Consider the following 3,759-nt stretch of genomic DNA (forward strand, 5'->3'; position numbering starts at 1 on the left):
GCAGGGCTATTACTGGGAGCTGGGCGAGGTCCATTCCCGGCTGCGCACCATCATGGAGCGCGAGGGCCGCGAGATCTGGCGCACCGCCCAGGAGAAGGGCGTCCCGATGCGCACGGCCGCCTACATCCACGCGCTGCGCCGGATCGCGGCTGCCATCGAGGCGCACGGGACCCAGAACTTCTTTTCGGCCGAGTGAGAGCCCAACGGCCGCGTGCTGCTCTCAGTGGCTTTCGCGTGGCACGGCGGCACCCCGGCAGCCCACCAGGAAGTCCAGGTCGGCTCCCCGGTCGGCCTGGAGCACATGGTCGACATAGAGCCTCTGGTAGCCTGAGCCCATCGCAGGCTCGGGTGCGGTCCAGACGGCACGGCGGCTGGCCAGCTCGGCCTCGTCCACCGCGAGATGCAGGCGCCGGGTGGCCACGTCCAACTCGATGGGATCGCCGTCCCGGACCAGGGCGATCGGCCCGCCGGCCGCCGCCTCGGGCGCGGTGTGCAGCACGACCGTGCCGAACGCCGTGCCGCTCATCCGGGCATCCGAAATCCGCACCATGTCGCGGATCCCCTGCTGCAGGAGCTTCTTCGGCAGCGCCATGTTGCCGACCTCGGCCATGCCCGGATAGCCCTTGGGCCCGCAGTTCTTCAGCACCATGACCGAGCTTGGATCGATCTCCAGCGCCGGATCGTCGACGCGGCGCTTGTAGTCGTCGATGTCCTCGAACACGACCGCCCGGCCGCGATGCTGCATCAGCTCCGGCGTCGCCGCGGACGGCTTGATGATCGCTCCGCCCGGCGCCAGGTTGCCGCGCAGCACGGCAATGCCGCCCTGGGCCGCCAGCGGGCGGTCGCGCGGCCGGATCACCTCGTCGTCGAACACCTGCGCGCTCGCGATGTTCTCGCCCAGCGTTCGGCCGCTGACCGTGAGCGCGTCCAGCTCCAGCAGGTCGGCGATCCGGCTCATCAAGGCCGGTAGCCCGCCGGCATAGCAGAAATCCTCCATCAGGAACCGGCCGGACGGCATCAGGTCGAGCAGGCAGGGCACGTCCCGGCCCAGCCTGTCCCAGTCCTCTAGGGTGAGATCCACGCCGACCCGCCCGGCGATCGCCAGCAGATGCACCACCGCGTTGGTCGAGCCGCCGATCGCACCATTGACCCGGATGGCATTGGCGAAGGCGGCTGGGGTCAGGATCCTCGACAGGCGCAGGTCGTCCACCACCATCTGCACGATCCGCCGCCCGGTCAGGTGGGCCAGCCGCGCCCGCCTGGCATCCACCGCCGGATAGGCCGCGTTCTCGCTGAGCGTGACGCCCAGAGCCTCGGCCATGCTCGCCATAGTGGACGCGGTGCCCATGGTCATGCAGTGGCCGGGCGAGCGGGACATGGCGCTCTCCGCTGACATGAACTCGCCCAGCGAGATCACGCCCGCGCGCACGTCCTCGGACAGCTTCCAGACGTCGGTGCCAGAGCCGATCGTGCGGCCGCGGTAATGGCCGTTCAGCATCGGCCCGCCCGAGAGCAGGATGGTGGGCAGGTCGCAGCTGGCCGCCCCCATCAGCAGGGCCGGCGTGGTCTTGTCGCAGCCGGCCAGCAGTACCACGCCGTCGATCGGGTTGCCGCGGATCGCCTCCTCCACGTCCATCGACGCCAGGTTGCGGAACAGCATGGCAGTCGGGCGCAGGTTGGATTCACCGCAGGAGAAGACCGGAAACTCGACCGGAAAGCCGCCCGCCTCGTAGACGCCCCGTTTCACATGCTCGACCAGGCCGCGGAAATGGGTGTTGCAGGGGGTGAGGTCGGAGGCGGTGTTGCAGATGCCGATCACCGGCCTCCCGTCGAACATCTCGTCGGGGTGGCCTTGGTTCTTCATCCAGCTCCGGTGGATGAAGCCGTCCTTGTCGAGCCCGCCGAACCAGGCGTGCGAGCGCAGCTTGCGCATCATCGTCCTTCCCCTGCCACCTGATCCTGGCCTGCCGCCCGGCTACGGCGGCCCGACATGATCCGGGCGAGATCGTCCTCGTTGTTGGCGAGCAGCCGGCGCATCGCCGCCCGCGCCTTGTCCGGCTCGCGAGCATGGATCGCCTCGGCCACCGCGCGATGCACCGCGAGATTGCGGGCGAACCCGCCCTGCGCCTGGATCGCCAGGTCGAAATTGGCCTGCAGCAGCACGGTGAACGCCGGCAGCAGGCTCATCGCCAGGCGGTGCCCCGACGCGGCGAACAGGCAGCGGTGGAAGCCGATATCGGCAGCCACCGCCCTCACCGGGTCGTCCCGATGCCGCTCCATGTCCTCCAGCGCCTCCATCAGGCGCAGGATCTCGACGGTGCCGCCCCGGCTGGCCGCCAGCGCCGCGACCTCCGGCTCGATCATGCTGCGCAAGGAGGCGATCTCGGCCAGCAGATCGTCGCGCAGCGCGTCGGCGGCCAGCGTCCAGGCCAGCACGTCCGGGTCCAGCAGGTTCCATGCAGCGGGCGGCTGCACGATCGTGCCGGCCCGCCTGCCGGTGCGCAGCAGCCCCTTGCCCACCAGCGTCTTGACCGCCTCGCGCACAAGGTTGCGGCTGACGCCGAGCGTGGCGGCAATGGCGGGCTCGACCGGCAAGGCCTTATCCGGCGGATGATCGCCCCGGACGATGGCCGTGCCGATCTGCCGGACCACCCGCTCGGTCAGGCTCTCGCGGGCCACGTTCCCGCCTTTTTTAGAACTTCCCGTAGCGCAGATAGGCCTCCTTGGGGTCGACCCCTTCCAGGATCGCCTTGCGCACCAGGTTCTCGGTCTGCACCACCTGTTCGACCCGGCCGACCACTTCCTCCGCCAGATCGCCCGGGATCACCACGATTCCGTCGATGTCGGCCAGGATATAGTCGCCGGTGGCGATCAGGACGCCGCCGATGGTGATGGGCTCGCCGAATGCCTCCGGCCGCCAGGCGGCGACGATGTCCCGCGGGCTCTGGAAGCTGGAGAAGACCGGGAAGCCGAACTTGCGGATGAAGGCGTTGTCCCGGCTGCCGCCGTCCACGATGTAGCCGCGAATCCCCCGGTGCTGCAGGGTCTCGGCCGAAAGCTCACCCATCAGGGCCCGGCCCTTGTCCTGCGGCTGGCAGACCACGACATGGCCCTTGGGGGCCACGCTCAGGAACTCGGTCCAGGCGAGCAGGCTCTCATGCGCGCCGATCCGGTCATCGGCCCGGCCGCGGAGCGTGAACACCCGGCCGGCCACACGCGTGTCCGGGTCGATCGCGCGGATCTCCGCCGGCAGCACGCAGTTCGGCCGCCCCATGTCGCGGAGCACGTCATAGATGGCACCGGAATAGCAGGCGTCCAGGCGCCGGGTCAGCTCATCGGTTGCGTCGGTCACATGCATACTCCCCTTGGGCCGCGTCTGTACCCGTTCTAGCGGCTTTTCATCGGGTCAAATAGTCCATATCACCCAATGATTATTTTGTGCCCGCTATACCGGCACCCGCGGGAACGCACGGTGGGCTCGCCGGTTGTGTCGCGGGGTTCGGGATATTGCTGTCAAGCATTAATAGGGAGTTGTTGGCCGTTCGTCTGTCCGGCCTGCAACATTCGATATAGCTGCGCAACGTATACCTTTGGTTATACAGCAGCGCGGAGAACATGTGGTCCGGTTGCATCTTTCCGGAAATTCACCCAAACCTGTCTTGTGCTGCTTCAGCAGTTCATTATGTGCTAGCCGCAGCGGCTTTGGCAGGCGGCGACGGGAACATCCCCCGCTGACCGCGCCTGTGCATGTTCTGCCGG

General features: G+C 68.3%; 3 protein-coding genes and 1 pseudogene. 1 reads left to right on the forward strand and 3 read right to left on the reverse strand.

Annotated features, from left to right (window positions below):
- Positions 1-196 (forward strand): annotated as a pseudogene (locus tag EQG76_RS09620) (glutamate dehydrogenase); the annotation flags it as partial.
- 24 nt (positions 197-220) lie between these two features.
- Here the strand turns inward: EQG76_RS09620 and EQG76_RS09625 are convergent.
- Genes EQG76_RS09625 through EQG76_RS09635 form a run of 3 tightly spaced genes read right to left on the reverse strand, consistent with a single transcriptional unit; the run spans position 221 to position 3,352 of the window.
- Entirely contained in the window at positions 221-1,933 is a 1,713-nt protein-coding gene (locus EQG76_RS09625) for an IlvD/Edd family dehydratase (protein ID WP_159712833.1), read from the reverse strand.
- The gene (locus EQG76_RS09630) at positions 1,933-2,679 is read right to left on the reverse strand and encodes a FadR/GntR family transcriptional regulator (RefSeq protein WP_159712829.1); all 747 of its coding nucleotides are present in this window, start codon (positions 2,677-2,679) and stop codon (positions 1,933-1,935) included. Before EQG76_RS09630 ends, EQG76_RS09625 begins: the two co-directional genes overlap by 1 nt.
- A 13-nt stretch (positions 2,680-2,692) precedes the next feature.
- Positions 2,693-3,352 (reverse strand): RraA family protein, encoded by a 660-nt coding sequence (locus tag EQG76_RS09635; RefSeq protein ID WP_200840690.1) that lies wholly within the window; start codon positions 3,350-3,352, stop codon positions 2,693-2,695.
- Positions 3,353-3,759: the final 407 nt, after the last annotated feature.

Source organism: Geminicoccus flavidas (genome assembly GCF_009806515.1).
Lineage (GTDB): Bacteria > Pseudomonadota > Alphaproteobacteria > Geminicoccales > Geminicoccaceae > Geminicoccus > Geminicoccus flavidus.

What these genes read in the sequence shown, in the direction of transcription:
- EQG76_RS09625 (WP_159712833.1), bottom strand. Translation starts at nt 1,933, where the DNA reads ATGCGCAAGCTGCGCTCGCACGCCTGGTTCGGCGGGCTCGACAAGGAC.